The 26,571-nt window shown below is 57.0% G+C and carries 24 protein-coding genes; 10 read left to right on the top strand and 14 right to left on the bottom strand.

Translation table 11 applies throughout. The features are described from left to right. Positions 1–33 precede the first annotated feature (33 nt). The 4 genes from nirB to I6L58_RS14555 all read left to right on the top strand — a co-directional run bounded on the left by nirB (position 34) and on the right by I6L58_RS14555 (position 4,725). On the top strand, positions 34–2,577 hold the full coding sequence (gene nirB, locus I6L58_RS14570) for a nitrite reductase large subunit NirB (RefSeq protein ID WP_088209215.1): 2,544 nt from the start codon (positions 34–36) through the stop codon (positions 2,575–2,577). Then, complete coding sequence (nirD, locus tag I6L58_RS14565; RefSeq protein WP_006177864.1) at positions 2,574–2,900, top strand: nitrite reductase small subunit NirD; 327 nt, start codon at positions 2,574–2,576, stop codon at positions 2,898–2,900. Before nirB ends, nirD begins: the two co-directional genes overlap by 4 nt. Positions 2,901–3,035: 135 nt before the next feature. Further along, a complete protein-coding gene (gene cysG / locus I6L58_RS14560; RefSeq protein WP_088209216.1) occupies positions 3,036–4,409 on the top strand; it encodes a siroheme synthase CysG in 1,374 nt (457 codons plus the stop codon). 145 nt (positions 4,410–4,554) lie between these two features. After that, a complete protein-coding gene (locus I6L58_RS14555; RefSeq protein ID WP_020884583.1) occupies positions 4,555–4,725 on the top strand; it encodes a YhfL family protein in 171 nt (56 codons plus the stop codon). 67 nt (positions 4,726–4,792) lie between these two features. On the opposite strand, the gene trpS is transcribed toward I6L58_RS14555, so the two are convergent. The 12 genes from trpS to pilM all read right to left on the bottom strand — a co-directional run bounded on the left by trpS (position 4,793) and on the right by pilM (position 14,761). Further along, positions 4,793–5,797 carry a tryptophan--tRNA ligase gene (gene trpS, locus I6L58_RS14550; protein ID WP_006177867.1) on the bottom strand — a complete coding sequence of 335 codons (1,005 nt, stop codon included), beginning with the start codon at positions 5,795–5,797 and terminating at the stop codon, positions 4,793–4,795. Next, positions 5,790–6,551 carry a phosphoglycolate phosphatase gene (gph, locus tag I6L58_RS14545; RefSeq protein ID WP_088209217.1) on the bottom strand — a complete coding sequence of 254 codons (762 nt, stop codon included), beginning with the start codon at positions 6,549–6,551 and terminating at the stop codon, positions 5,790–5,792. Before gph ends, trpS begins: the two co-directional genes overlap by 8 nt. Continuing rightward, positions 6,544–7,221 (bottom strand): ribulose-phosphate 3-epimerase, encoded by a 678-nt coding sequence (gene rpe / locus I6L58_RS14540; protein ID WP_006177869.1) that lies wholly within the window; start codon positions 7,219–7,221, stop codon positions 6,544–6,546. Before rpe ends, gph begins: the two co-directional genes overlap by 8 nt. A 41-nt stretch (positions 7,222–7,262) precedes the next feature. Then, positions 7,263–8,075: an adenine-specific DNA-methyltransferase gene (gene dam, locus I6L58_RS14535; RefSeq protein WP_006177870.1), complete on the bottom strand. Its 813-nt coding sequence runs from the start codon at positions 8,073–8,075 to the stop codon at positions 7,263–7,265. Positions 8,076–8,142: 67 nt separating this feature from the next. Beyond that, on the bottom strand, positions 8,143–9,444 hold the full coding sequence (gene damX / locus I6L58_RS14530; protein ID WP_088209218.1) for a cell division protein DamX: 1,302 nt from the start codon (positions 9,442–9,444) through the stop codon (positions 8,143–8,145). 92 nt (positions 9,445–9,536) lie between these two features. Next, positions 9,537–10,625: a 3-dehydroquinate synthase gene (aroB, locus tag I6L58_RS14525; protein WP_006177872.1), complete on the bottom strand. Its 1,089-nt coding sequence runs from the start codon at positions 10,623–10,625 to the stop codon at positions 9,537–9,539. A 57-nt stretch (positions 10,626–10,682) separates the two neighbouring features. Further along, the gene (gene aroK / locus I6L58_RS14520) at positions 10,683–11,204 is read right to left on the bottom strand and encodes a shikimate kinase AroK (protein ID WP_006177873.1); all 522 of its coding nucleotides are present in this window, start codon (positions 11,202–11,204) and stop codon (positions 10,683–10,685) included. Positions 11,205–11,490: 286 nt separating this feature from the next. Then, on the bottom strand, positions 11,491–12,729 hold the full coding sequence (gene hofQ / locus I6L58_RS14515; RefSeq protein ID WP_088209219.1) for a DNA uptake porin HofQ: 1,239 nt from the start codon (positions 12,727–12,729) through the stop codon (positions 11,491–11,493). After that, positions 12,671–13,036, bottom strand: a complete 366-nt coding sequence (locus tag I6L58_RS14510) for a HofP DNA utilization family protein (protein WP_006177876.1) — start codon at positions 13,034–13,036, stop codon at positions 12,671–12,673. The genes hofQ and I6L58_RS14510 overlap by 59 nt, the downstream gene beginning before the upstream one ends. Then, the gene (locus tag I6L58_RS14505) at positions 13,026–13,481 is read right to left on the bottom strand and encodes a HofO family protein (RefSeq protein WP_254082120.1); all 456 of its coding nucleotides are present in this window, start codon (positions 13,479–13,481) and stop codon (positions 13,026–13,028) included. The genes I6L58_RS14510 and I6L58_RS14505 overlap by 11 nt, the downstream gene beginning before the upstream one ends. 3 nt (positions 13,482–13,484) lie before the next feature. Continuing rightward, positions 13,485–13,988, bottom strand: coding sequence for a PilN domain-containing protein (locus tag I6L58_RS14500; protein ID WP_088209220.1), 504 nt, complete (start codon positions 13,986–13,988; stop codon positions 13,485–13,487). Then, complete coding sequence (gene pilM, locus I6L58_RS14495) at positions 13,985–14,761, bottom strand: pilus assembly protein PilM (protein WP_088209221.1); 777 nt, start codon at positions 14,759–14,761, stop codon at positions 13,985–13,987. The genes I6L58_RS14500 and pilM overlap by 4 nt, the downstream gene beginning before the upstream one ends. Positions 14,762–14,881: 120 nt before the next feature. Between pilM and mrcA the strand changes: the two genes are divergently transcribed. Continuing rightward, positions 14,882–17,434, top strand: a complete 2,553-nt coding sequence (gene mrcA / locus I6L58_RS14490; protein WP_088209222.1) for a peptidoglycan glycosyltransferase/peptidoglycan DD-transpeptidase MrcA — start codon at positions 14,882–14,884, stop codon at positions 17,432–17,434. A gap of 79 nt (positions 17,435–17,513) precedes the next feature. Here the strand turns inward: mrcA and nudE are convergent, their stop codons facing one another. Next, a complete protein-coding gene (gene nudE / locus I6L58_RS14485) occupies positions 17,514–18,074 on the bottom strand; it encodes an ADP compounds hydrolase NudE (protein WP_006177881.1) in 561 nt (186 codons plus the stop codon). Positions 18,075–18,400: 326 nt separating this feature from the next. Between nudE and I6L58_RS14480 the strand changes: the two genes are divergently transcribed. The 4 genes from I6L58_RS14480 (at position 18,401) to hslO (ending at position 22,586) form a co-directional block, all read left to right on the top strand. Next, positions 18,401–20,539 (top strand): intracellular growth attenuator family protein, encoded by a 2,139-nt coding sequence (locus I6L58_RS14480; protein ID WP_058609484.1) that lies wholly within the window; start codon positions 18,401–18,403, stop codon positions 20,537–20,539. 63 nt (positions 20,540–20,602) lie between these two features. Continuing rightward, the gene (gene yrfG, locus I6L58_RS14475; protein ID WP_006177884.1) at positions 20,603–21,286 is read left to right on the top strand and encodes a GMP/IMP nucleotidase; all 684 of its coding nucleotides are present in this window, start codon (positions 20,603–20,605) and stop codon (positions 21,284–21,286) included. Beyond that, positions 21,283–21,684 (top strand): ribosome-associated heat shock protein Hsp15, encoded by a 402-nt coding sequence (hslR, locus tag I6L58_RS14470; RefSeq protein ID WP_006177885.1) that lies wholly within the window; start codon positions 21,283–21,285, stop codon positions 21,682–21,684. The genes yrfG and hslR overlap by 4 nt, the downstream gene beginning before the upstream one ends. Before the next feature lie 23 nt (positions 21,685–21,707). Continuing rightward, on the top strand, positions 21,708–22,586 hold the full coding sequence (gene hslO / locus I6L58_RS14465) for an Hsp33 family molecular chaperone HslO (protein WP_058609502.1): 879 nt from the start codon (positions 21,708–21,710) through the stop codon (positions 22,584–22,586). A gap of 132 nt (positions 22,587–22,718) precedes the next feature. On the opposite strand, the gene I6L58_RS14460 is transcribed toward hslO, so the two are convergent. Continuing rightward, positions 22,719–24,470, bottom strand: a complete 1,752-nt coding sequence (locus I6L58_RS14460) for a DUF4153 domain-containing protein (protein ID WP_088209223.1) — start codon at positions 24,468–24,470, stop codon at positions 22,719–22,721. A 369-nt stretch (positions 24,471–24,839) separates the two neighbouring features. Here I6L58_RS14460 and pckA point away from each other — a divergent pair, with 369 nt between their 5' ends. Then, complete coding sequence (pckA, locus tag I6L58_RS14455; protein WP_058609487.1) at positions 24,840–26,459, top strand: phosphoenolpyruvate carboxykinase (ATP); 1,620 nt, start codon at positions 24,840–24,842, stop codon at positions 26,457–26,459. Positions 26,460–26,571 lie beyond the last annotated feature (112 nt).

Here is a 26,571-nt window from a genome sequence, read left to right as displayed (position 1 = left end):
GTAGGCAGTAATAGAAAAGAAATCGAGGCAAAAATGAGCAAAGTCAGACTCGCTATCATCGGTAACGGCATGGTCGGTCACCGCTTTATTGAGGATCTACTCGATAAAGCTGACGCTGACCGTTTCGACATTACCGTGTTCTGTGAAGAACCCCGCAAGGCGTACGACCGTGTGCACTTGTCTTCCTACTTCTCCCATCATACCGCCGAAGAGCTCTCTCTGGTGCGTGAAGGTTTCTACGAGAAGCATGGCGTGAAAGTGCTGGTGGGCGAACGCGCTATCACCATCAACCGTCAGGAAAAAGTGATCCACTCCAGCGCCGGACGCACGGTTTTTTACGACAAGCTGATTATGGCGACTGGCTCGTATCCGTGGATCCCGCCAATCAAAGGCTCGGAAACACAGGATTGCTTCGTTTACCGTACCATTGAAGACCTCAAGGCTATCGAAGCCTGCGCGCGTCGCAGCAAACGCGGTGCGGTCGTTGGCGGCGGTCTGCTCGGCCTTGAAGCCGCGGGCGCGCTGAAAAACCTCGGCGTTGAAACCCACGTCATCGAATTTGCCCCGATGCTGATGGCAGAACAGCTGGACCACATGGGTGGTGACCAGCTGCGCCGTAAAATCGAAAGTATGGGTGTGAAGGTTCACACCAGCAAAAACACCAAAGAGATCGTTCAGGAAGGGACCGAAGCGCGCAAAACCATGCGCTTTGCCGACGGCAGCGAGCTGGAAGTGGACTTTATCGTCTTCTCCACCGGTATTCGCCCGCGCGACAAAATGGCGACCCAGTGTGGTCTGGCCGTGGCACAGCGCGGCGGGATCATGATCAACGACTCCTGCCAGACTTCTGACCCGGATATTTACGCCATCGGCGAATGCGCCAGCTGGAATAACCGCGTGTATGGCCTGGTCGCACCTGGCTACAAAATGGCGCAGGTCGCCGTTGACCATATCCTCGGTAATGAAAACGCCTTCGAAGGCGCAGACATGAGCGCCAAGCTGAAGCTGCTGGGTGTGGACGTGGGCGGTATCGGCGATGCGCACGGCCGCACCCCGAACTCCCGCAGCTATGTGTACCTCGACGAAAGCAAAGAGGTCTACAAACGCCTGATCGTAAGCCAGGACAACAAAACCCTGCTCGGCGCGGTGCTGGTGGGTGACACCAGCGATTACGGTAACCTGCTGCAGCTGGTGCTGAACGCCATTGAACTGCCGGAAAACCCGGACGCGCTGATCCTCCCGGCTCACGCCTCCAGCGGTAAGCCGTCCATCGGCGTGGATAAACTCCCGGACAGCGCGCAGATTTGCTCCTGCTTCGACGTCACCAAAGGCATGCTGGTTGCAGCCATCAACAAGGGCTGCCACACCGTCGCCGCGCTGAAAGCTGAAACCAAAGCCGGTACCGGCTGCGGCGGCTGTATTCCACTGGTGACGCAGGTTCTGAACGCAGAGCTGGCGAAACAGGGTATCGAAGTAAATAACAACCTATGCGAGCACTTCGCTTACTCTCGCCAGGAGATTTATCACCTGATCCGCGTGGAAGGCATTAAGTCCTTCGACGAGCTGCTGGCAAAACACGGCCAGGGTTACGGCTGTGAAGTGTGTAAACCGACCGTCGGTTCCCTGCTGGCCTCCTGCTGGAACGAATACGTTCTGAAGCCGGAACATACTCCGCTGCAGGACACCAACGACAACTTCCTGGCGAACATCCAGAAAGACGGCACCTACTCGGTGATCCCACGTTCAGCCGGGGGCGAAATTACACCGGAAGGGCTGGTCGCCGTGGGCCGTATCGCCCGCGAATTCAACCTCTACACCAAAATCACCGGCTCTCAGCGTATTGGCCTGTTCGGTGTGCAGAAAGACGACCTGCCGGAAATCTGGCGTCAGCTGATTGAAGCGGGCTTCGAAACCGGTCACGCGTATGCTAAAGCGCTGCGTATGGCGAAAACCTGCGTGGGCAGCACCTGGTGCCGCTACGGCGTGGGCGACAGCGTGGGCTTCGGCGTGGAACTGGAAAACCGCTATAAAGGTATTCGTACCCCGCACAAAATGAAATTCGGCGTCTCCGGCTGTACCCGTGAATGTGCGGAAGCGCAGGGTAAAGACGTAGGTATCATCGCCACAGAGAAAGGCTGGAACCTGTACGTCTGCGGTAACGGCGGGATGAAACCTCGTCATGCGGACCTGCTGGCAGCGGATCTCGACCACGACACGCTGATTAAGTACCTCGATCGCTTCATGATGTTCTACATCCGCACTGCCGACAAGCTGACCCGTACCGCCTCCTGGCTGGACAATCTGGAAGGTGGCATCGACTACCTGAAGTCGGTCATCATCGACGACAAGCTGGGCCTGAACGACCATCTGGAAGAAGAGATGGCGCGCCTGCGCGAAGCGGTGATCTGCGAGTGGACCGAAACCGTGAATACCCCGGCGGCGCAGACGCGCTTCAGACACTTTATCAACAGCACCCAGCGCGATCCGAACGTACAGGTCGTTCCTGAGCGTGAACAGCATCGTCCGGCAACGCCGTACGAACGTATTCCGGTGACTCTGGTGGAGGAAAACGCATGAGCCAGTGGGTAAATATCTGCAGCATTAACGACATTCTGCCAGCAACCGGCGTCTGTGCGCTGTTAGGTCACGAGCAGGTCGCCATTTTCCGTCCTCGCCACGATGAACAGGTTTTTGCCATCAGCAATATTGACCCGTTCTTTGAGGCCAGCGTCCTGTCCCGCGGTATCATCGCGGAACATCAGGGCGAACTGTGGGTCGCCAGCCCGTTGAAAAAGCAGCGCTTCAACTTAAAAGATGGACGCTGCATGGAAGATGAGAGCCATTCTGTGAAGCACTACGACGCCCGCGTGAAGGACGGCATGGTGCAGCTAAGAGCCTAACCTCCAGCCTTTTCAATAGGAAAGGCTTATGACCCCTTATGGGTAACGGCAGGAAAAACCGTATGTTCTGTACGATCCCTGCTGTTATCCTGACCTCAAATTCTCCTCCTCCCCTGAATGCTGCGAGGTAATGTCGTGGATCACCTGCCGATTTTCTGTCAATTACGCCATCGCGACTGCCTGCTTGTCGGCGGCGGTGACGTGGCCGAGCGCAAAGCGCGCCTGCTGTTAGAGGCCGGTGCCCGGCTGACCGTCAACGCCCTCGCCTTTGCGCCGCAGTTCGACGTCTGGGCGCAAGAAGGCATGCTCACCCTTGTCGAGGGCGAGTTCGACGAATCCCTGCTTGATACCTGCTGGCTCACCATTGCCGCAACCGACGATGACGCCGTTAACCAGCGCGTCAGTGATGCCTGCGAAACGCGTCGAATTTTCTGTAACGTGGTGGATGCGCCGAAAGAAGCCAGCTTTATCATGCCGTCGATCATTGACCGTTCCCCGCTGATGGTGGCCGTGTCGTCCGGTGGCACCTCCCCGGTTTTAGCGCGTCTGCTGCGTGAAAAGCTCGAGTCGATTCTGCCCCAGCATCTCGGCCAGGTGGCGCAATATGCAGGCCAGCTGCGCGCCCGCGTGAAGAAAACCTTCGCGACCGTAGGCGAGCGCCGCCGTTTCTGGGAAAAGTTCTTTGTGAATGACAGGCTGGCGCAGTCGCTGGCTAATCAGGATCGCCAGGCCGTTGAAGAGACCACTGAAACGCTGCTTGCCGAGCCGCTGGATCATCGCGGTGAAGTGGTGTTGGTAGGCGCAGGGCCGGGCGATGCAGGCTTGCTGACGCTCAAGGGTTTGCAGCAGATCCAGCAGGCGGACATTGTGGTGTACGACCGTCTGGTCTCGGATGACATCATGAACCTGGTGCGCCGCGACGCCGATCGCGTGTTTGTCGGCAAACGCGCGGGCTACCACTGCGTACCTCAGGAAGAGATTAACCAGATCCTGCTGCGCGAGGCGCAAAAAGGCAAACGCGTGGTGCGTCTTAAGGGCGGCGATCCGTTTATCTTTGGCCGCGGCGGCGAGGAGCTGGAAACGTTGTGCAACGCGGGCATTCCGTTCTCCGTGGTGCCGGGCATTACGGCAGCATCGGGCTGTTCGGCCTATTCCGGTATTCCCCTGACCCACCGTGACTACGCCCAGAGCGTGCGGCTGGTGACAGGCCATCTGAAGACCGGCAGCGAGCTGGACTGGCACAACCTGGCCGCAGAGAAACAGACGCTGGTGTTCTATATGGGCCTGAATCAGGCCGCGACCATTCAGGCCAAACTGCTGGAGCATGGCATGGATGAAGACATGTCCGTGGCGCTGGTGGAAAATGGCACCTCCACGAAGCAGCGCGTGGTGAATGGCGTCCTGACGCAGCTTGGCGAGCTGGCGCAGCAGGTTGAAAGCCCGGCGCTGATTATCGTTGGTCGGGTGGTTGAGCTACGCGACAAGCTGAACTGGTTCTCAAATCACTGACGCACACTCCCCCTTTACTGAGTAGTCCTTAACCGGACTACTCCCCTCTTACCGCTATCGATAACATACCGCCCGCAAAATGGAACTTTTCCATTTATTCCCTCGTTTCACTTCAATTTATCGTTTTTGAGCACAAGGAATAAGTATGTTTAAGCTGGCAAAGGCCGCCGTTCTGGTAGGCATGTTATCGACGCTGACCGCCTGCACAGGTCACGTTCAAAATACCAAAAATAACTGCAGCTATGATTACCTGCTGCACCCGGCGATCTCTATTTCCAAGATCATCGGTGGCTGTGGCCCGGCGGCACAGCAGTAAGCATTTTTCAGGCGTAAAAAAACCGGGAATTTCCCGGTTTTTTTGTTTGGATCCCGGCACGACAGGATTAAGGCTTACCTACAAATCCAATCGCCTGATACACCGCTTTCAGCGTCTCTGACGCGCGCGCGCTGGCTTTTTCCGCGCCATCCTTCATCACCTTCTGCAGGAAGGCTTCATCGTTGCGGTAGCGGTTATAGCGCTCCTGCAGCTCGGTCAGCATGCCGGAGACCGCGTCCGCCACTTCGCCTTTCAGGTGGCCGTACATCTTGCCTTCGAAGTGCTTCTCCAGTTCAGGGATGCTTTGACCGGTCACGCCGGAGAGAATATCCAGCAGGTTAGACACGCCCGCTTTGTTCTGCACGTCGTAGCGCACAACAGGTGGCTCGTCGGAGTCGGTCACCGCACGCTTGAGCTTTTTCACCACCGATTTTGGATCTTCCAGCAGGCCGATAACGTTGTTGCGGTTATCGTCAGACTTGGACATCTTCTTGGTTGGCTCCAGCAGCGACATCACGCGCGCGCCGGATTTCGGAATAAACGGCTCTGGCACTTTGAACACGTCGCCATAAAGCGCGTTGAAGCGCTGGGCGATATCGCGGCTCAGCTCCAGGTGCTGCTTCTGGTCTTCACCTACCGGAACCTGATTGGTCTGATACAGCAGAATGTCGGCCGCCATCAGTACCGGATAGTCAAACAGGCCGGCGTTGATGTTTTCAGAATAGCGGGCAGATTTGTCCTTGAACTGCGTCATACGGCTCAGTTCGCCGAAATAGGTGTAACAGTTCAGCGCCCAGCCCAGCTGCGCGTGCTCCGGCACGTGAGACTGCACGAAGATGGTGCTTTTCTCCGGATCGATACCGCATGCCAGATAGAGTGCCAGCGTATCCAGCGTGGCTTTGCGCAGCTTCTCAGGATCCTGACGCGCCGTGATGGCATGGAGATCCACGATGCAATAGATGCAATGGTAGTCATCCTGCATGCTCACCCACTGACGTAACGCACCCATGTAGTTACCAATGGTCAATTCACCGGACGGCTGTGCGCCGCTAAAAACGATGGGCTTAGTCATTTTTCAATTCCTGATGTTCACTGTGCGAAAGCCCGAGTGCGGGCAATAAATCTTTGAAACGATCGAATACAACGTCCGGCTCACTCAGCGTAATCGCCTCACCGTAGTTGTAGCCATAGGTTAATCCGACGCACGGACAGCCTGCCGCTTTGGCGGCCAGAATATCATTGCGCGAATCACCGACAAAGAGCAGCTCCGCAGGTGTTAAGGATAATTTTCCTGCCACCAGCAAAAGCGGTTCCGGATGCGGTTTTTTGTTCTGCACGTCATCGCCGCCGACAATTACCGAGAAATACTTCGCGATATCCAGCGCCTCAAGCAGAGGTGCGACAAACGGCGTAGGCTTGTTGGTTACCAGCCCCAGCGGAATGCCTTTAGCATGCAGCACACTCAGCGTTTCCGCGACGTCCGGGAACAGGAAGCTGCCCTCTTCGACGGTCTCTTCGTAGAAACGATCGAACAGTTTGCGCAGAATACGCTGCTGCTCTTCCTGCGGAATATCAGTGTGATCGACGCTCGGTTTACCCTGTGCGGAACGCTGTGACGCACGCTCCTGGCGCGCCCAGATCAGGGCGCGTTCCATCAGCACGTCTGCGCCGTTGCCAATCCACGTCACAACGCGATCTTCGCCCGCAACGGGTAATTCAAGGGCATACAGCGCCCGATCAACCGCGCTGCTTAAGCCCGGCGCGCTGTCGACCAGCGTGCCGTCGAGGTCAAATGCTACACCCCGGGTTGCCTGCAATTTATCCATGACTTACCTTCGCCAGTTCACTGCGCATTTCATCAATGACTTTTTTGTAATCCGGCTGGTCGAAGATGGCCGAGCCTGCAACGAACATATCCGCACCCGCCGCCGCGATTTCACCGATATTATTCACCTTCACGCCACCGTCCACTTCCAGGCGAATGTCATAGCCCGACTCATCAATACGGCGGCGCACTTCACGCAGCTTGTCGAGCGTGTGCGGAATGAACGACTGACCGCCGAAACCCGGGTTAACGGACATCAGCAAAATCACGTCCAGCTTGTCCATTACATGGTCGAGATAGCTCAGCGGCGTGGCCGGGTTAAACACCAGACCGGCTTTACAGCCGTTCTCTTTAATGAGCTGGAGCGTGCGGTCAACGTGTTCAGAGGCTTCAGGGTGGAACGTAATGATGCTGGCACCCGCGGCCGCGAAATCAGGCACGATGCGGTCGACCGGCTTTACCATCAGATGCACGTCAATCGGCGCGGTAATGCCGTAGTTGCGCAGCGCCTTAAGCACCATCGGGCCGATGGTCAGATTGGGAACGTAGTGGTTATCCATAACGTCGAAATGGACGACATCCGCGCCGGCCGCAAGGGCGCTGGCGGTATCTTCACCCAGGCGGGCAAAATCGGCCGACAGAATTGAGGGAGCAATCAAAAACTGTTTCATCCGCTTCTCCTTGAAATGTGTTTACCGGCGGGCAAAACGGCTCAGGGTCGATACAGAGCCAGGAGTTCGTCCACCTTTTTACGCGTGCCGCCATTGCTGCTAATGCTGCGCCGCACCTTAACCTGAAAATGTTTCGCGGCTTTGTACCATTCGCGCGTATCAGGCGTGTCGTGATTCGAAATTAACACCGGAATTCTTTTGCTGACCAGTTTTTCCGCCATCTCCGCCAGACGAGCCTGTTCAGCCGGGCTGAAGCTGTTGGTGTGATAGGCGGTGAAGTTTGCGGTGGCAGACAGCGGCGCATAAGGCGGATCGCAATAGACCACCGAATTGACGTCAGCGCGATCCATACACTCCTCATAAGAGAGGCAGTGGAACTCCGCGTTCTGCGCTTTTTCAGCAAAGTGGTACAACTCAGCCTGCGGGAAATAAGGACGCTTATAGCGGCCAAACGGCACGTTGAATTCACCACGAAGATTATACCGGCACAGGCCGTTGTAGCCATGACGGTTGAGATAGAGGAACAACAGGGCGCGACGGAACGGCTCCTGACACTGGTTAAACTCAGCGCGGAACTGGTAGTAGACATCCGGGTTGTTGTTTTCAGGCGTAAACAGTTTACGCGCCTCATCCACGTACTCGTCGGTACGCAGTTTTACGATGTTATAGAGACTGATCAGGTCGCTGTTGATATCCGCCAGGATATAACGCGAAAAATCGGTATTCAGGAACACCGATCCCGCCCCCACAAAGGGCTCGATAAGACACTCGCCTTTTGGCAGGTGTTTTTTAATATCGTCGAGCAGGGGGTATTTCCCCCCTGCCCATTTCAGAAAAGCGCGATTTTTTTTCATGCTGACTAACTGGTTACACCTTCTCCGGCTGTGGAGAAAGCTCCGACAGCATCCTGCGCTTTAAACATTACTTCAGATCGGCCTGGACCTGATGAATTGGCTTCGCCCATGGGTTTTTCGCCTGAACATCGGCTGGCAGTGATGCAACGGCACGTTTCGCTTCATCTTTCGATGCGTAAACACCGCTCACCAGGACATACCATGGCTGGCCATTACGGGTCGTCTGATAAACCACGTAGTTTTTCAGATTTGATTTTTTCGCCCAACCGTTGAGGTTGTCGTAGTTCGACGAGCTGCTCAGCTGCAGGGTGTAATTGCTGGAAGGCGCAGATTTCAGAGAACCCACATTACCCGCCGTTTTACCCGATGCACCCGTAGACGCTGTCGCAGCCGGTGCGGCTGTCGCCGCAGGTGCCGTGGTCGTCGCCGTCGCTTTCGGTGCAGTCTGCGTCACTGGCGCTTTTGCCGGTTCGCTTGCCGCTGCCGTTTCTGTGCGTTTTGGCTGAGCCGGTGCCTTCACTTCAGGCGCTTTTGCAACGGTCTGAGGCTTAGTTTCACGTTTTGGCTCAATCACCGCCTGCTTACGTTCCTGACGCGGCGCGGTCTGCGTTTGCGTATGCGTCTGCGTCTGGCGCGGTTTGGTTTCCGTCGCCGCAGTCTGCTGCTGAGCATTACCGCCGCGAACAGGTGCAACGGTCGCAGGCTCGGTTGGCAGCGTAGAGTTAACCACTACGTTGTTCACCTGCTCCTGATTCTGAGGTTGCGTCAGCGCATTATTCAGGTCGCCCTGAACCTCAACACGCTGCTGGCCTTCCGGCGCAATGACCGTCTGGCCCTGAGTCGGCGTCGAAGAGACCGGCGGCAGAGAGACATCCTGCGGATTACCCGCAGTCTGCTCGGCAGACGTCGTGCCCGGAGCAGGCTGCGCGCCATTGGCCTGATCGGCAGCATCATTGCCTGAAAGGTTGATGCTCTTCTCAGTGGACGCGGTTTGCTCGCCTGAGTGGGTAGACGGTGATTTTAGCGCGGAGCCGATGCCGATAATCAGCAGCAAGAGCACCAGTACGCCAAGTCCCATCATGATGTACTGACGGGAAGCGGGTTTTGCCGCCGCCGCTTTTTTACGTTTACGCGGGCGACGCTCTACAGGCTCTTCGTCCATTGAATCTTCTTCAGACTCGTAATCTTCTTCTTCTCGCTCATCGCGTGCGTTGCGGCTGCGCGAAGGACGACGATCGTCTGCATCCAGATCGACATCGTCAAAATTGATCTGCGGCTCGTTATCACGTTCTGAAGATTGACGAGAACGACCAGTACGACGATCGCTGGGATCGGGTTTCAGCTCGTCTTCTGGTTTGAATTCATCCATTTAACACCCCACTCAAAGGCTTATGCCAACGTCTTTGCATTTCACCTGAAGCTAAACGACCACCTGTTACGGCGGCCTGACCTTTCTAGTTGTTAGGCCTGCTGGCAATCAGCCACAGCGCCAAGAACCACGTCGTGCGACACTCCGCCGCGTACTTCACTCTTCCCTATTGCAAGCGGGAGTACAAGACGCATCTCGCCTGCCAATACTTTTTTATCGCGCATCATGTGGGGTAAATACGCCTGTGCAGACATCTCCTGCGGACCGGTTACCGGTAAGCCTGCGCGTTCAAGCAGTGCGATGATACGCGCCGTCTCTTCCGGTTTGAACTGGCCCAGACGTTCAGATGCCCGCGCGGCCATCACCATTCCGGCAGCCACCGCTTCGCCGTGAAGCCAGTTGCCATAGCCCATTTCGGCTTCAATGGCGTGACCAAACGTATGCCCCAGATTCAGTAAAGCACGTAAGCCGGTTTCACGCTCGTCTGCTGCCACCACTTCTGCTTTCAGCTCACAACAACGGCGGATACAGTACGCCAGTGCCTGCCCGTCAAGGCGTAGCAAGGCGTCCATATTCTCTTCCAGCCAGTTAAAGAACTCGCCATCAAGAATAATGCCGTATTTGATCACTTCTGCAAGGCCAGACGCCAGTTCACGTGCAGGCAGCGTTTTCAGACAGTCGAGATCCACCACCACCGAGGCCGGCTGGTAAAACGCACCGATCATGTTTTTGCCGAGCGGATGGTTAACGGCCGTTTTGCCGCCAACGGAGGAGTCGACCTGAGACAATAACGTGGTGGGGATCTGAATAAAGCGCACGCCACGCTGATAGCTGGCGGCCGCAAACCCCGTAAGATCACCGACAACACCGCCGCCCAGGGCAAGCAGTGTGGTGTCGCGACCGTGCGGTTTTTGCAGTAATGCGGTAAAGACGGTATCGAGCACCGCCAGGCTTTTATACTGCTCGCCATCGGGCAGAATCACACTGTCGACCTTTACGCCCGCCTGCTCAAGCAGGTGACGCACACGGTCGAGATAAAGCGGAGCCAGCGTCTCATTGGTGACCAGCATCGCCTGATCACCCGCTTTCAGTGGCAAGAAGGAAGCTGGGTCGTTAAACAAACCAGCCGCGATGGTGATAGGGTAACTACGTTCCCCGAGAGTAACTGTAATCCTCTCCATGACGCGACATCCACCTTAAATGCTTTTACCCGCAGGCGAGTGTATATAAAGCCAGAATCAGTTGCTTTCCAGCATATTAATAATCTGGTTTGCAACCACTTTAGCGCTCTGATCGTCAGTACGAATGGTAACATCCGCAATCTCTTCGTACAGAGGATTGCGCTCACCGGCCAGGGCTTCCAGAACTTCGCGTGGCGGCGTTTCAACCTGCAGCAACGGGCGCTTTTTATCGCGCTGCGTACGTGCCAGCTGTTTTTCGATGGTCGTCTCAAGATAGACCACAACGCCACGGGCGGAGAGACGGTTACGGGTTTCGCGAGATTTCACAGAGCCGCCGCCAGTCGCCAGCACGATGCCCTGTTTTTCCGTGAGTTCGTTGATCACTTTTTCTTCTCGGTCACGGAAACCTTCTTCGCCTTCTACATCGAAGACCCAGCCCACATCCGCTCCGGTTCGTTTCTCAATCTCTTGATCAGAATCGTAGAATTCCATATTGAGTTGTTGAGCTAACTGACGCCCAATAGTGCTTTTGCCGGCACCCATAGGCCCAACCAGAAAGATATTGCGTTTCTCTGCCATTTTTTCGGTACTACTAAGACTATTCGTTAATGGTAATCCCCGCTTCGAAGACACCCAGCGTAGCGGGACATGAACTGAAACCTCATATGCAATAGAGCGAGAGTCAGACTAAAAATTATCTCAATACTCCGGCTTGTTTGGCAACTGATTAAATCACCGTTCCAAACGCATAAGGTAATAAGACGTAAGTCCGATTCAAATCGGTACTCCTTGTATGCTAATTCATGCCCCACGTCAAACATCTGCAACAATCTGTATGCAAAATCATTGCGGGGATCGTCGCCCATCAGTGAATGCCAACCAGCCGTGGCGTAATAAACACCACCAGCTCCCGCCGCTCGTTATCCTTCCCGTCATGGCGAAAAAGTTGTCCAAGCCAGGGGATGCGCCCCAGCCCCGGCACGCTATCGCTGCCGGTTTTATTTTTTTGCGAGAAAATGCCGCCCAGCGCCAGGGTTTCACCGCTTTTGACCTCAACCTGAGTTTCAATCTCCTGTTTATCGATAGCCAGCGTTTCGCCATCAGCCTGCTGCAGCACTTGCCCTGGCATATTTTCGCTGATGTGTAATTTCAGCCGCACGCGTCCTCCCGGCAGCACCACCGGCGTGACCTCCATCCCGAGCACCGCCTCTTTAAACTCCACCGACGTTGCCCCGCTTTCACCGCTGGAAACCTGATAGGGGATCTCACTGCCCTGCTTGATGCTGGCTGGCTGCATGTGCGACGCGAGCAGGCGTGGGCTGGCGATAATATCGACCTGCTGTTTCTGCTCGAGTGCCGACAGCTCCAGATCCAAAAGCCTGCCGTCGATGCGCCCGATATTAAACCCCACGTGCGTCGTGGCGTTGGCAACCGACAGGTCCGCGCCCAGCGCCGTCACCTGCCCGACCCGCCCCGCCTCTGACGCCTCAGCAAGGTTCCACTTCACGCCCAGCTCGCGAAGGCTTTTTTCATTGATGGTCACAATGTGTGCCGCCAGTTCCACCTGGTCGATCGGCAGGTCCATCTGCTCGGCCCAGCGCACGAGCGTATCCAGTACCGTCTGGTTATCCCTTACCAGCAAGCGGTTGGTTCGCTTGTCCACGGAAAGGCTGCCCTTCGGGCTGAGCAGCTTTTCCGCGGCTTTCTGTAGCTCCCCGGCATCCGCATAGGAAAAAGAGATGCCGTGAGAGACCAGCGGCGCGTCGAGCTGTCTCTGGGCCTGCTCTTGCGCCTTACGCGTTTGCTGTGCCTGCTGCCAGGCTGCCGTATGGACATACAAAATCCCGCCCTCCTCCCGCAGGACAAGCCCGGCGCTATTCACCACGGTTTGCAGCGCCTTGCGCCAGGGGACGCGCGTTAAGCTGAGCGAAAGCGAGCCATTTACATCAGGCGACACCACCAGATTGCGGTTCTCCTGCGTCGCTAGCGCCTGCAGCACCTGAACCACAGGAACCTCATCCACCACCAGCGTGACCGGTTTTGGCTCAGCGGCCCACAGCGACGCGCTGAGGGCCATTAACAGCAGGGCTGTCCTTATCTTCATGCTTTTTCGTTCCTTCTCGTTGCCATGTCCATTGCCGAGGGTCACACGTTTCGCCAACCTCAACAGTCAGCTGCTGTTCATCCATTGCCATCACGCGCCATCCGGGAAGCAATCGCTGATCCTGCTTCACACGATGCCAGCGCTGTTGTCCGTCCTGCATAAAACCCACGTCGTTCACCTTTCCCTGATAGCGCCATTGCGGCAGTTGCCCGGTAAGACAGGTGTCTGCCGGGGGCTGGAACGGATCGCGCATGCCCGTGAGGCACACCAGCGAGGCGACAATCATTAACCGCATGCTATGCCCCATGTTGCAGCTCCATCCGCAGGCGCAACCGGCCTGATTCGGCCATTATCACGAAGGTGCCGATCCTGACGTTGCACTGTTCCAGCTGCGCAAAGATGCCGGGGATCGCCGCCCAGTCGGCATCAAGCTCCAGCTCCCCGCCGTGCGAAAGGGGCTTCCAGTGGACCAGCCGGGTGCCGTTGGCCTGAAAATCCAGCGGTGAAAATGACCTGACCACAGGGGCAACCAGCTTCTCTGTTTCGGTCGGGATTTTTCTCACAGCAGCCCACAGCGAGGCGTTGGTACGCCCCGCGACACTCACCTGATGTTGTGCTTCGGCGATCTGTTCCGCCACTGGCCGCAGCAACGCGGCCCAGCCGATCGCCACAAGCGCAGTACTGCACAGCCCCCAGCAGAGCACACGCAACCACGCAGGGCTTGTACACCAGCGTTCAACCAGCCTCTCCACGCGCTACCCCTGATGTTTCAGCTGAAAGGTAAACGCCCAGCGGCCCTGCTTATCCTGCTGCAACGCCCCCACGGTGCCGGGGCTAAACCCGTCCACGCGCCCGAGCGCATCCCGCATCGCCGTCAGGGCCGGAGCCGTAGTGGCATAACCGGTCAGCACCAGCCCCGGCGGCTGATAGCGCAGCTCCGTGAGCCACGCCTGCTCCGGGATCTGCGCCGACAGCGAGGTCAGTGCCGGTCGCCACGCCACCCGGGGCGCGGCTTCCGGTACCGCCGTGCGTTTTTGCGCAGCCTGCCACGCCAGCTGGCGGGCTTTCAGCGTCTGTTCAACCGCGTGTATACCCGCCCATTCACTTTGCCACGCGCGCAGGGCCAGGAGCTTATCCACCCGCAGGGCTGACAATGCCGTCAGGATCATCACCAGCGAGCCCGTAAACATCACGCCCCATAAGCGCAGGCAGCGCGTCCGGCGATACTGTCGCCAGGGTAAAAGGTTTGCCGGGATCATGCGGGCACCTCACTCATCGCCAGCGCCAGGGCGACGGTAAAATCCGCACCGTTTTCGGGTAAGGGGGGCTGGCAGCGCGTTAGCGTTTCCCAGGGATCGCGCGTCGCATCAAAGAGCGCGATATCCGATGCAGAAAGCGCCAGCAGCGCCGCCAGCCCGGAGATGTCGGCCGCGTCATCAATCGGACGTCGTCCCCACTGGTGGCGCATCGCCCACAGCCACTGGCTTTCATCCCGCCAGGCCACGCACGAAGCGGGGGCCACCGCCGGGAGAAAGTTTGCCAGCGCGCCCGCATCGGGCGTAATGGCCACCAGGCGCAGCTGTAGCGCCTTCGCCAGCGCCAGGAGCGTTGCCACCTCTTTGTTTTGTGCCGCCGTGACATGCCAGGTGCTGCTGAAAGTGTCCTGAGAATAATCGAAGCACAGCGCGTCGGCTGGCATCTCCAGCTCGCGCGACAGGGCAGAGCTAACCCAGGAGACCTGCTCGCTGTCGCAAAGCGTCAGGGTGGGCCGGGGAAACGACCGTTGCAGCGTTCGCGTTGCGGGAAAGGCGAGAAAAACCCGGTGGTAATGCGGTAACGTTCGCCGCCAGTCGCGCAGCGCGTCAATCAGCTGGTCAGGCTTGTGAATTTTGCCCTCGCTGATGATGCCTTGCGCCAGTGGAACGGCCCACCAGCGCCGTAAACGCCAGGCCGTTTTCTCGCGCACCAGTGCAACAATCATCACCTTATCTTGTTGAATATGAACGCCCGTTTGCCATGTATTGAAAGCCATGCTTCACGATCTCCTTATCGCCCGTCAGGTTGACGGCTATATCAATGAATCAGGCTTGCCTTTATACTACCGCGCGATTGTTTAGAAACTGCCCAAGTGAAACCAAATGGGAAATCTCCGGTGAAGTTCGTAAAGTATTTATTGATCCTTGCAGTCTGTTGCATTCTGCTGGGAGCAGGCTCGATTTATGGTTTGTACAAATTTATTGAGCCGCAGCTGCCTGATGTCGCCACGCTTCGCGATGTGCGTCTCCAGATCCCAATGCAGGTCTATAGCGCCGATGGCGAGCTCATGGCGCAATATGGCGAAAAACGCCGTATCCCGTTGACCTTAAACCAAATTCCGCCCGTCATGGTGAAGGCCTTTATTGCCACCGAGGACAGCCGTTTTTACGAGCACCACGGTGTCGATCCGGTGGGGATTTTCCGCGCCGCCAGCGTCGCGCTGTTCTCCGGCCATGCGTCGCAGGGGGCGAGTACCATTACGCAGCAGTTGGCGCGTAACTTCTTCCTCAGCCCTGAAAAGACGCTGATGCGTAAGATTAAAGAGGTGTTCCTCGCCATCCGCATTGAGCAACTGCTGAGCAAAGATGAGATCCTTGAGCTTTACCTCAACAAGATCTATCTGGGCTACCGCGCCTATGGCGTGGGGGCGGCGGCGCAGGTCTATTTCGGTAAGCCTATCGAGCAGCTTACCTTAAGCGAAATGGCGACTATCGCGGGCCTGCCGAAAGCGCCTTCAACGTTTAACCCGCTGTACTCGCTGGAACGTGCCACGGCGCGTCGTAACGTTGTGTTGTCGCGTATGTTGAGCGAAGGCTATATCAGCCAGAACGAGTATGACCAGGCGCGCAGCGATGCTATCGATGCCAACTACCATGCCCCGGAGATCGCGTTTTCCGCGCCGTATCTCACGGAAATGGTTCGCCAGGAAATGGTCAGGCGTTACGGTGAGAAAGCCTATGAAGATGGCTATCGCGTTTACACCACGGTGACCCGCAAAGGTCAGCAGGCGGGGCAGCAGGCGGTGCGTAACAACGTGATGGATTATGACATGCGCCACGGCTATCGCGGTCCGTCGAACGTGCTGTGGAAAGTGGGCGAAAGCGCATGGGACAGCAAAAAAATCACCGACTCGCTGAAATCGCTGCCGACCTACGGCCCGCTGCTGCCTGCGGTTGTTACCCAGGCCGATCCGCAGGAAGCGGTGGCCATGCTGGCCGACGGTACCTCGGTATCGCTGCGCATGGAGGGCATTCGCTGGGCACGACCGTACCGGTCTGACACCCTGCAGGGGCCAACGCCACGTAAAGTGACCGACGCCGTCCAGACGGGTCAGCAGATCTGGGTTCGCCAGGTGGGTGATGCCTGGTGGCTGGCGCAGGTGCCGGACGTGAACTCCGCGCTGGTGTCAATCAATCCTCAAAACGGTGCGGTGATCGCCCTGGTCGGCGGGTTTGATTTCAACCAGAGCAAGTTTAACCGTGCCACCCAGGCACTGCGTCAGGTTGGCTCGAACATCAAGCCGTTCCTCTACACCGCGGCGATGGATAAAGGCCTGACGCTCGCCAGCATCCTCAACGACGTGCCGATTTCCCGCTGGGATGCCGGGGCCGGTTCCGACTGGCAGCCGAAAAACTCGCCAGCGCAGTATGCAGGCCCTATTCGCCTGCGTCAGGGGCTGGGACAGTCGAAAAACGTGGTGATGGTACGCGCGATGCGCGCGATGGGCGTTGATTATGCCGCAGAGTATCTGCAGCGTTTCGGCTTCCCGGCGCAGAACATCGTTCACACCGAATCGCTGGCGCTGGGTTCAGCCTCGTTTACCCCACTGCAGGTTGCGCGCGGGTACTCGGTGATGGCAAACGGCGGGTTCCTGATCGATCCGTATTTCATCAGTAAAATTGAGAACGACCAGGGCGGCGTTCTGTTCGAAGCCAAACCGAAAATCGCCTGTGCCGAGTGCGATATTCCGGTGATTTACGGCGATACGCCGAAGTCGAACGTGCTTGAGAACAAGGATATGGAAGATGTGGCTATCTCTCAGGAGCAGCAGAATTCAACCGTACCGCAGCCGCAGTTGGAGCAGGCCAACCAGGCGCTGGTCGCGCAAACCGGCGCGCCTGAGTATGCGCCGCACGTGATCAACACTCCGCTCTCATTCCTGATTAAGAGCGCGCTGAACACCAACATCTTCGGTGAGCCAGGCTGGCAGGGCACCGGCTGGCGTGCAGGGCGCGATTTGCAGCGCCACGACATCGGCGGGAAAACGGGGACCACCAACAGCTCGAAAGACGCGTGGTTCTCCGGTTACGGCCCGGGCGTGGTGACTTCCGTCTGGATTGGCTTTGACGATCACCGTCGCGATTTGGGCCGCACCACCGCTTCCGGCGCGATCAAAGATCAGATCTCCGGTTATGAGGGCGGCGCAAAAAGCGCTCAGCCAGCCTGGGATGCGTTCATGAAATCCGTTCTGGAAGGAGTGCCGGAGCAGCCGCTGACGCCACCACCTGGCATAGTGACGGTCAATATTGACCGCAGCACCGGGCAGCTGGCGAACGGGGGCAACAGTCGTGCAGAGTATTTCATCGAAGGCACCCAGCCAACCACGCAGGCGGTGCATGAGGTGGGTACAGAGCTGATTGATAACGGCGAGACGCACGAGCTGTTTTAAAAAATAAAATGCCCGATAAAAATCGGGCATAACATCGCAGGCCGGGTAAGGCGACGCCGCCACCCGGCTTTTTTATGGGCTACAGCCGCCCCTGTCCTTTCAGCCATTCCCGCACCAGGAACAGCGCGCTCACGTTACGCGCTTCGGTAAAGTCCGGCTCTTCCAGCAGATCCATCAGATGCGCCAGCGGCCAGCGAACCTGCGGCAACGGCTCAGGCTCGTCCCCTTCCAGCCATTCTGGGTAGAGGTCTTCCGCCACCACAATGTTCATTTTGCTGGAAAAGTAGGACGGTGCCATGCTCAGTTTTTTGAGGAACGACAGCGCGTTTGCGCCAAAACCCGCCTCTTCTTTTAGCTCGCGGTTTGCCGCTTCAAACACCGACTCGCCCGGGTCAATCAGCCCTTTCGGGAACCCAAGCTCATAGGATTCCGTTCCCACAGCGTATTCGTGGATCAAAATCAGATGATCGTCAACGATGGGAATGATCATCACCGCTTCGCGCGATGACGGGCGCATACGTTCATAAACGCGACGCACACCGTTGCTGAACTCCAGGTCCACGCTTTCGACATTAAACAGACGCGATTTCGCGACCGTTTCAACGTGCAGAATGGTGGGTTTTTGTAGTGGTTTGCTCATCTTGATGGGTCTTTGCTGTGTGATCTGGCTTTATTGTGCGATATGCCGCACGGTTTCGGCAATGTCAATTGTTCTTTATTTACATTCTTGCAACGTAAAAGGATGTAGTTCTCAATTCAAAAGAAAAGTCAAGAGGTTGAAATGTTTCCAGGAATTTGCTGATATCGCGCCATGGCAGGCTTTGCTATCATCATCGATCACTGGGATGCGCTTCAAAATGCTCAAGTTCGACTCCTTACTTGCCGATAGCCAACCACAGACTCTGTTTCATTTTTAAAGGTGCAACTGACTACACCTGTAAGAAAATTAAGTAAGATGGGGAAAGCATGAGCACCATTTTGATTTTTCTCGCTGCTATGCTGGCCGGCGCAATGATTGCAGGGTGGCTATACAGGCGTCGCGTACATCGCCGATATCGGCTGCCCTTCCTGAACGCTTTTGCTGGCGCGACCACGCGTAAGCTGTCGCCAGAAGAACGCAGCGCAGTTGAACAATACCTTGAAACGCTTAATCGCTCTCAGCAGTCGCCCGGGCCGACGGGGGCGACTGCCGCGCCGGTATCGCTCAACCTGAACGCGCAAAGCGACACGGTGCTGTGCGTGACGCGTTCCATTACCCGCTATGGCATCACTACCGACGATCCCAATAAATGGCGCTACTACCTCGACTCGGTTGAGGTGCATCTGCCGCCTTTCTGGGAGCAGTACATCAACGATGAGAACAGCGTAGAGCTGATCCATACCGACGCCCTTCCGCTAGTGATTACGCTTAACGGCCACACCCTGAGCGAATACGTTCAGGAAGCGCCGCGCTTTGCGCTGGAGCGTGCAAGCTCCACGCAGGCCTCGATTCGGGGTGAAGAGACCGAGCAGATTGAGCTGCTGAACATCCGTCAGGAGACGCATGAAGAGTACGCCCTGAGCCGCCCGGATGGCATCCGCGAAGCGGTGCTGATCGTGGTCGCGTTCCTGCTGTTTTTCTTCTGCCTGCTCACGCCCGACGTGTTCGTGCCATGGCTCGCCGGGGGGGCTATCCTGCTGCTGGCCGCCGGGTTATGGGGCCTGTATGCCCCTCCCGCGAAAACTTCGCTGCGTGAAATCCACTGCCTGCGCGGAACGCCAAAGCGCTGGGGGTTGTTCGGCGAGAACGATCAGGAACATCTCAACAATATCTCGCTTGGCATTATCGATCTGATCTACCCACGCCACTGGCAACCGTGGATCGTCCAGGATTTAGGCCATAAAACGGATATTGATATCTATCTCGACCGCCACGTTGTGCGCCAGGGGCGGTATCTCTCCCTGCATGATGAAGTGAAAAACTTCCCGCTTCAGCACTGGTTGCGTAGCACGGTTATCGCCGGGGGGGCCGCACTGGTCTTCGCGATGCTGCTGCTTTTCGTTCCGCTGGATATGCCGATCAAATTCACCCTGTCGTGGTTTAAAGGGGCGCAAACCGTCGAAGCCACCAGCGTTAAACAGTTGGACGACGCGGGCGTGCGCGTAGGCGATACGCTGCGTCTGAAGGGCACAGGCATGTGTAATATCCATGCGCCGGGCGCGTGGAACACCCGTCAGAATTCACCGTTTATGCCGTTCGACTGTTCGCAAATTATCTGGAACGACGCGCCTCCCCTGCCGTTACCGGAATCGGATATCGTCACCAAAGCCAATGCGCTCACCCAGACGGTCAACCGCCAGCTTCATCCCAAACCGGATGATGATTCTCGCGTCAGCCCGGCGCTGCGCTCGGCAATTCAAAAATCCGGCATGGTACTGCTCGATGACTTCGGTGAAATCGTGCTGAAGACAGAGGATTTGTGTTCCGCTCAGGACGAGTGCGTACGCCTCAAAAACGCCCTCGTGAACCTGGGTAACAGCAAAGACTGGGATGCCCTGGTGAAACGCGCCGAAGCGGGACGGCTGGATGGCGTCAACGTGCTGCTGCGCCCGGTCAGCGCCGAGTCGCTGGACAACCTGGTGGCAACGTCCACCGCGCCGTTCGTGATGCGCGAAACCACTCGTGCGGCGCAGGCACTAAACAGCCCGGCACCGGGCGGCTTTGTTATCGCCAGCGATGAGGGCAGCGACCTGGTCGACCAGCCTTATCCTCAGGTCTCTCTTTACGACTACCCTGCTCAGGAACAGTGGGGTGAGTTCCAGCGGCTGGCGCAGATGCTGATGCAAACGCCGTTCACCGCAGAAGGGATCGTGACGGGGATTTATACCGATGCCAACGGCACGCGTCATATCGGCCTGCACCGCATGCCGGATAGCGCCGGGTTATGGCGTTACATTGGCACCTCCCTGCTGATGCTCACGATGCTGGTGTGCATTATTTGCAACGGCTATCTGGCGGTACGCCGCTATCAGCGCTCGCGTTCGCGTCTGGCCGACATCCAGCAATATTATGAAAACTGCCTTAATCCTCAGCTTATCTCCGCCCCCGAGAGCCTGATCGGATAACGTCACCGCGCGACAAGATGTGCTACCCTGTCGCGCACGTTTCTTCTGGCTGGAGTTTCCCTTATGCATCTTGATATCGCCTGGCAGGACGTCGATACCGTCCTGCTGGATATGGACGGCACGCTGCTCGATCTCGCCTTTGATAACTACTTCTGGCAAAAGCTGGTGCCGGAAACCTATGGCGAGCAGCAGGGTATCTCCGCCGCAGAAGCGCAGGAATTCATTCGTTCGCAATATAGCGCGGTGCAGCATACGCTAAACTGGTACTGTCTTGATTACTGGAGCGAGCGCCTCGGCCTGGATATTTGCGCCATGACGACGACGCAGGGGCCGCGCGCCGTCTTGCGTGAAGACACGGTGCCGTTCCTGGATGCCCTGAAAGCAAGCGGCAAGCGCCGTATTTTGCTGACCAACGCGCATCCTCATAACCTGGCCGTGAAGCTGGAACACACCGGTCTTGCTGCGCACCTTGATTTATTACTTTCCACCCACACATTTGGTTATCCGAAAGAGGATCAGCGTTTGTGGCATGCGGTAGCGGAAGAGACCGGTTTACAGCCGGAGCGAACCCTGTTCATTGATGACAGTGAGCCGATTCTGGATGCGGCCGCCACGTTCGGGATCCGCTACTGCCTGGGCGTGACCAATCCTGATTCTGGCCTGGCCGAGAAAAGCTACGTGCGGCATCCGGGGCTGAACGATTATCGCCGGATGATCCCCTCACTCACCGTGAAGGAGACGCCATGAAAGAAAAGCCCGTTGATGGGGTAAGACTGGATAAATGGCTGTGGGCTGCCCGTTTTTATAAAACGCGAGCCCTTGCCCGTGAAATGGTTGACGGCGGCAAAGTGCATTACAACGGCCAGCGCAGCAAACCGAGCAAGCTGGTTGAACTGAATGCCACCCTGACGCTTCGCCAGGGCAACGATGAAAAAACGGTGGTGGTGAAAGCCATCACCGAGCAGCGGCGCCCCGCAACCGAAGCCGTTTTGCTTTATGAAGAGACGGCAGAAAGCATTGAGAAGCGCGAGAAAACCGCGCTGGCGCGCAAAATGAACGCGCTGACGATGCCACACCCGGACCGGCGACCGGATAAGAAAGAGCGCCGCGATCTGATGAAATTTAAACACGGTGAGAGCGAATAACCTCACCTGCACGAGAGATGAAAATGGCCCAACACGACCAATTACACCGCTATCTGTTTGAACAATTCGCCGTGCGCGGCGAGCTGGTCACCGTATCCGAAACCTGGAAACAGATTCTGGAAAACCACAACTACCCGCTGCCGGTGAAAAACCTGTTGGGCGAACTGCTGGTTGCCACCAGCCTGCTGACCGCCACGCTGAAATTCGCAGGCGATATCACCGTGCAGCTGCAGGGCGATGGCCCGATGACGCTGGCGGTGATCAACGGCAACAACCAGCAGCAGATGCGCGGCGTGGCGCGCGTTCAGGGCGACGTACCTGAAAACGCAGACCTCAAAACGCTGGTGGGTAATGGCTACCTGGTCATCACCATTTCACCAGAAGAAGGCGAGCGCTATCAGGGCGTTGTCGGCCTGGAAGGCGATACCCTGGCCGCCTGTCTGGAAGATTACTTCATGCGTTCTGAACAGCTGCCTACCCGTCTGTTCATCCGCACCGGTGAAGTGGACGGCCAGCCGGCGGCTGGCGGTATGCTGCTGCAGGTTCTGCCTGCTCAGGACGCGCAGACCAACGATTTCGAGCACCTGGCGACGCTGACGGAAACCATCAAAGCGGAGGAGCTGTTTACCCTGTCAGCGACCGACGTGCTGTGGCGTCTGTATCACGAAGAAGAAGTGACGGTTTACGATCCGCAGGCGGTTGAGTTTAAGTGCACCTGCTCCCGCGAACGTTGTGCGGGCGCGCTGAAAACCCTGCCAGATGAAGAGATCGACAGCATCATGGCGGAAGACGGCGAAATCGACATGCACTGTGACTACTGCGGCACGCATTACGTGTTCAATTCGATGGATATTGCGGAAATCCGCAATAACGCCTCTCCGGCGGATCCGCAGGTTCACTAAGCTCTGAGTCTGTTGCCCGACGGCGCTATGCTTGCACGGGCCTACAAATAATTGTGCAATCTCTTGATATGATTGCTCATTGTAGGCCGGGTAAGCGTAGCGCCACCCGGCAAGACCCGGCAAGAAAGTGCGTTAGCGCCACTGCGCGTTGTTGTAACTGTCGTAACTCATGTCGACACGCTCCCCGAAAATCTCAATATCCGCCCAGGGTTTCACGATAGATTTCACCCTCCCCTGCCGTAATGCGCGGTCGAGTTCTTCTCTGGTCAATGCCTCCGGCATTTTCCACGCATCTCCGGCTATCCTCCAGCCCGTGTCTGTTTGTGTGTAAGCCGCGATAGTGCGATCGGTGAATTGATACAGTACCGCTTCCGGTTTGCCGTCTCCGTTGAGATCGAGCGACATGAGCAAACAGTTACCCTGGGCGCTATCACAGCTCTCAAAGCGATACTGATTGCTGAGCATGGCTTGCCATAATCCTTTGTCAGGACGGGCCATTCCCGGCGCGAGCTGGACCTGCTTTTCCAGCATCGCGGCGGTCATTTTCTCCGCCCCGCCACGGTTTCCAGAGAGAAGACCATTAAGCTCGCGCTGGCGCTTAGGGTTTGAAATAAACTGCGGATCGTTTTGCAGCATTTCCAGCGCCTCTCGTCCCTTACGCCCGCTGTGGCTGAGCATATACAGGCTTATCTGATCTGCCGAGATCCGCCCTTCCTTGTAGCGCGCCATATGGCTGTTCACGCTAATGCGCCACGGGTCGAGCACGGGGGTGTGGATCAACATCAGAAAGAGCAGTGAGAGCAACCCTGTCGCTGGCGTGACGTACGCCTGGAGCCTCTGCGATTCACGACGGTAGAAAAGGACGCTGACGCAAAAACCGACCGCCCACACCAGCGCCACCATAGTGACCAACGTGCCGTACAGGCGATCGGGCGACCAGCCGTACTGTGAAATGCGCAGCCAGAGTGCCCATGCGGCCAGAACGGGATAAACCGGCACAACGATCACCGCCAGGCGAACCAAAGCGTTCAGTGCAGAGTAGTAAGGCAACGTGCGGCGCTGCGGATGCCAGACGACCGTCACCAGAAGCAGCAACAGTAACGCCAGCGTCGTGAGCAGGCCCGCTGCGGAGATGCGGGTTGAAATGGTATCCAGGCCCACGAAAGGCAATGCGCCGATAAAGAGCAACGCCAGCGCCGCCGTCAACGGCAGCAGGCCGGTGGCGATAAGCGTGAGCAGATGCTGCAATGCGGCGATGAGCCGCACCTGCACACGGGCCAGCACGGCCGCACTCGCCGAAACGATGCCGAATGAGAGGCTAATAAACCAGGCCGTATCAAAGAAAAGCCGTTCGAAAAATGCGATGCCGATGAGCTTAAAGAGTTCAGCCCACAGGAAAAGCACCAGCCAGAACAGGCCGTTAGAGACAAAAACGATGGCTATCGTCAGCGCGTTCTGCCAGTTTCTGGCATAGAAATCGCTGTAAAAGGCCCCTTCTGGCGCAAGACGCCGTTGGATCCAGGGCAGGATAAACAGCGTCATCAGCAGGAGATGAAAGCCAAAAAAGAGCAGCGTCTCCCTCACGTCCCACTGCCCAAGCCCCGACAAGGACCCTTTAAGCCAGGCTCCCATGCCCGCCACGACAGCGCCGAGCCCCCCTAACGCCAGCCATAAAAAACGGGCGTTGAGCGACGTGACCGAAAGCGCCAGCGTGGTGGTCATCACCACCGTGGCGGGTATCAGGCACAGCAGCCACAGCGTGTTGGACGGCAAGCTGGCATAGTCGATGTACCAGGTCACCGCGTAGCACAGCGCTCCCTGCAATGCGCCGGCAAGTACCACGGCACCACGCGCCGGGAGCGACAGCGTCTCACTGTTTTCCATTTCTCATCCCTTTTTCACGAAAAGCGTATTGTTTCAGGACAGGCGCCCTCAACATAGTCAGAAATCTGCACTGCCGCAGGCGATGTGAATCGTTTTTAGCACTGTAACTCTTACGTAATTTTCCAACATGTATGCGATTACATTCACATTCTCTCCGTTAAAATCACCAGCATTTAACCTTTTAGGAACATTTTCCCCACCCAAAAAGCGATTCCTGCGATAATCCGCCTGCCCTGTGACTGGAGTCGCAGCGTTTTCCGTTAGCAAGGGTTTTGTCCAGATACGTAAATCTATGAGCCCCGTCGCGGTTAACAACCCCAGAAAAACCCTACAATTTCAGGCAGTACATATTGGCTAAGGAGCAGTGATATGCGTGTTACTGGTTTAACCCCGCAAGATCTCAAGGCTTATGGTATTCACGACGTCCAGGAAGTCGTCTACAACCCCGATTACGATACGTTGTATCAGGAAGAGCTCAATCCAGCACTGGAAGGATACGAGCGAGGTGTGTTGACGAACCTTGGTGCTATCGCCGTCGATACCGGTATTTTTACCGGTCGTTCGCCGAAAGATAAGTATATCGTCCGAGACGAAACCACCCGCGATACGCTGTGGTGGGCTGATAAAGGCAAAGGGAAGAACGATAACAAACCGCTCTCCCCGGAAACCTGGCAGCATCTGAAAGGGCTCGTCACCCATCAACTTTCCGGCAAGCGTCTGTTTATTGTCGATGCTTTCTGCGGCGCGAACGCCGACACCCGTCTCTCCGTGCGTTTTATCACCGAAGTGGCCTGGCAGGCGCATTTCGTGAAGAACATGTTTATTCGCCCAACCGACGAAGAGCTGCACGATTTCACCCCTGACTTCATCGTGATGAACGGCGCGAAATGCACTAACCCACAGTGGAAAGAGCAGGGCCTGAACTCCGAAAACTTCATCGCCTTCAACCTGACCGAGCGCATCCAGCTGATCGGCGGGACCTGGTACGGCGGCGAAATGAAGAAAGGGATGTTCTCGGTGATGAACTACCTGCTGCCGCTGCGCGGTATTGCCTCAATGCACTGCTCGGCAAACGTTGGGGAGAAAGGCGATGTGGCGGTATTCTTCGGCCTGTCCGGCACCGGTAAAACCACCCTCTCCACCGATCCGAAACGCCGCCTGATTGGCGACGACGAACACGGTTGGGATGATGACGGCGTGTTTAACTTTGAAGGCGGCTGCTACGCGAAGACCATTCGCCTGTCTGAAGAGGCGGAGCCGGATATTTACCACGCCATCCGTCGCGATGCGCTGCTGGAAAACGTCACCGTGCGTGCCGATGGCTCCATCGACTTCGACGACGCCTCGAAAACCGAGAACACCCGCGTCTCTTACCCGATCTATCACATCGACAATATCGTTAAGCCGGTGTCAAAAGCGGGTCACGCGACGAAGGTGATTTTCCTGACGGCTGATGCGTTCGGCGTGTTGCCGCCAGTTTCTCGCCTGACGGCCAGCCAGACGCAGTACCACTTCCTCTCCGGCTTTACCGCTAAACTGGCGGGGACCGAGCGTGGCGTAACGGAGCCAACGCCAACCTTCTCCGCCTGCTTCGGCGCGGCGTTCCTGTCGCTGCACCCGACACAGTACGCTGAAGTGCTGGTGAAACGCATGCAGGCCGTCGGCGCGCAGGCGTATCTGGTGAACACCGGCTGGAACGGCACCGGCAAACGTATCTCTATCAAAGATACCCGCGCCATTATCGACGCCATTCTGGATGGTTCGCTGGATAACGCCGAAACCTTCACGCTGCCGATGTTTGATCTGGCGATCCCGACGGAGTTGCCGGGCGTGGAGACGCGTATTCTCGACCCGCGCAATACCTACGGCTCACCGGAGCAGTGGCGTGAGAAGGCGGAATCGCTGGCGAAGCTGTTTATTGAGAACTTTGAGAAGTATACCGACACCCCGGCGGGCGTTGCGCTGGTGAGTGCGGGACCAAAGCTGTAACCCATCTCCCTCTCCCCGTGGGAGAGGGCCAGGGTGAGGGCATCAGACCGCAGAGGTCGTATTTTTGTCGGGTGGCGGCATCGCCTTACCCGACCTACAAAAAAAGGGTGGC

It is taken from the genome of Enterobacter cancerogenus, assembly GCF_019047785.1.
Taxonomy (GTDB): domain Bacteria; phylum Pseudomonadota; class Gammaproteobacteria; order Enterobacterales; family Enterobacteriaceae; genus Enterobacter; species Enterobacter cancerogenus.
The sequence above is the reverse complement of the archived record's forward strand: the minus strand, read 5'-3'. Positions and strand labels throughout refer to the sequence as shown.

What these genes read in the sequence shown, in the direction of transcription:
- nirB (WP_088209215.1), top strand. Translation starts at nt 34, where the DNA reads ATGAGCAAAGTCAGACTCGCTATCATCGGTAACGGCATGGTCGGTCAC.
- nirD (WP_006177864.1), top strand. Translation starts at nt 2,574, where the DNA reads ATGAGCCAGTGGGTAAATATCTGCAGCATTAACGACATTCTGCCAGCA.
- I6L58_RS14555 (WP_020884583.1), top strand. Translation starts at nt 4,555, where the DNA reads ATGTTTAAGCTGGCAAAGGCCGCCGTTCTGGTAGGCATGTTATCGACG.
- trpS (WP_006177867.1), bottom strand. Translation starts at nt 5,797, where the DNA reads ATGACTAAGCCCATCGTTTTTAGCGGCGCACAGCCGTCCGGTGAATTG.
- gph (WP_088209217.1), bottom strand. Translation starts at nt 6,551, where the DNA reads ATGGATAAATTGCAGGCAACCCGGGGTGTAGCATTTGACCTCGACGGC.
- rpe (WP_006177869.1), bottom strand. Translation starts at nt 7,221, where the DNA reads ATGAAACAGTTTTTGATTGCTCCCTCAATTCTGTCGGCCGATTTTGCC.
- dam (WP_006177870.1), bottom strand. Translation starts at nt 8,075, where the DNA reads ATGAAAAAAAATCGCGCTTTTCTGAAATGGGCAGGGGGGAAATACCCC.
- damX (WP_088209218.1), bottom strand. Translation starts at nt 9,444, where the DNA reads ATGGATGAATTCAAACCAGAAGACGAGCTGAAACCCGATCCCAGCGAT.
- aroB (WP_006177872.1), bottom strand. Translation starts at nt 10,625, where the DNA reads ATGGAGAGGATTACAGTTACTCTCGGGGAACGTAGTTACCCTATCACC.
- aroK (WP_006177873.1), bottom strand. Translation starts at nt 11,204, where the DNA reads ATGGCAGAGAAACGCAATATCTTTCTGGTTGGGCCTATGGGTGCCGGC.
- hofQ (WP_088209219.1), bottom strand. Translation starts at nt 12,729, where the DNA reads ATGAAGATAAGGACAGCCCTGCTGTTAATGGCCCTCAGCGCGTCGCTG.
- I6L58_RS14510 (WP_006177876.1), bottom strand. Translation starts at nt 13,036, where the DNA reads ATGGGGCATAGCATGCGGTTAATGATTGTCGCCTCGCTGGTGTGCCTC.
- I6L58_RS14500 (WP_088209220.1), bottom strand. Translation starts at nt 13,988, where the DNA reads ATGATCCCGGCAAACCTTTTACCCTGGCGACAGTATCGCCGGACGCGC.
- pilM (WP_088209221.1), bottom strand. Translation starts at nt 14,761, where the DNA reads ATGGCTTTCAATACATGGCAAACGGGCGTTCATATTCAACAAGATAAG.
- nudE (WP_006177881.1), bottom strand. Translation starts at nt 18,074, where the DNA reads ATGAGCAAACCACTACAAAAACCCACCATTCTGCACGTTGAAACGGTC.
- I6L58_RS14480 (WP_058609484.1), top strand. Translation starts at nt 18,401, where the DNA reads ATGAGCACCATTTTGATTTTTCTCGCTGCTATGCTGGCCGGCGCAATG.
- yrfG (WP_006177884.1), top strand. Translation starts at nt 20,603, where the DNA reads ATGCATCTTGATATCGCCTGGCAGGACGTCGATACCGTCCTGCTGGAT.
- hslR (WP_006177885.1), top strand. Translation starts at nt 21,283, where the DNA reads ATGAAAGAAAAGCCCGTTGATGGGGTAAGACTGGATAAATGGCTGTGG.
- hslO (WP_058609502.1), top strand. Translation starts at nt 21,708, where the DNA reads ATGGCCCAACACGACCAATTACACCGCTATCTGTTTGAACAATTCGCC.
- I6L58_RS14460 (WP_088209223.1), bottom strand. Translation starts at nt 24,470, where the DNA reads ATGGAAAACAGTGAGACGCTGTCGCTCCCGGCGCGTGGTGCCGTGGTA.
- pckA (WP_058609487.1), top strand. Translation starts at nt 24,840, where the DNA reads ATGCGTGTTACTGGTTTAACCCCGCAAGATCTCAAGGCTTATGGTATT.